Origin of the sequence: Paraburkholderia sp. BCC1876, from assembly GCF_902833695.1 — a bacterium.
Lineage (GTDB): Bacteria > Pseudomonadota > Gammaproteobacteria > Burkholderiales > Burkholderiaceae > Paraburkholderia.
In genome coordinates, this window is the sequence record NZ_CADFGI010000089.1 from 1 (window position 1) to 451 (window position 451).

General features: G+C 61.4%; 1 protein-coding gene. It reads left to right on the top strand.

What is annotated here, in order from left to right:
- Positions 1-334: 334 nt before the first annotated feature.
- Positions 335-451: LacI family DNA-binding transcriptional regulator (locus HWY05_RS37905; protein ID WP_176061504.1), on the top strand; the 117-nt coding region annotated here is incomplete at its 3' end.

Here is a 451-nt window from a genome sequence, read left to right on the forward strand (position 1 = left end):
GCCTCGTCGCGCTGCGCGCCAGGGGTTTCACCGAATTTGAAGGGTTCTGCACCGGACGTTTCCGACCGGGCACTCAAATCATTTAAGTCCGCTATGTTTACCAATTTCATCACCCCGGCTAAAGGGCGGACCGCATTCTACCACTGGTCCGGCACGACTTCAGTTCGGTAAGCAGGCTCGCCTGCGGATTGGCGGCGAGGGTTTCGCCATCGTCGGGGAAACCACCCTGACCATCCCCGCCGGCGCCTTGCCCCATCTCATCCGGCCCGCGTCATCGAAGCGTCACACGCACTGCCGATAATCGTCGACGTAAACGTTTACATCGCGAGTGCCCATGACGTCGACCATCAAGGATGTTGCAGCCTTGTCCGGCTTTTCGATCGCCACGGTCTCGCGTGCGATCAACGCCCCGCACACGGTGGGCCCGGATACGCTCGCGACGATTCGCGCC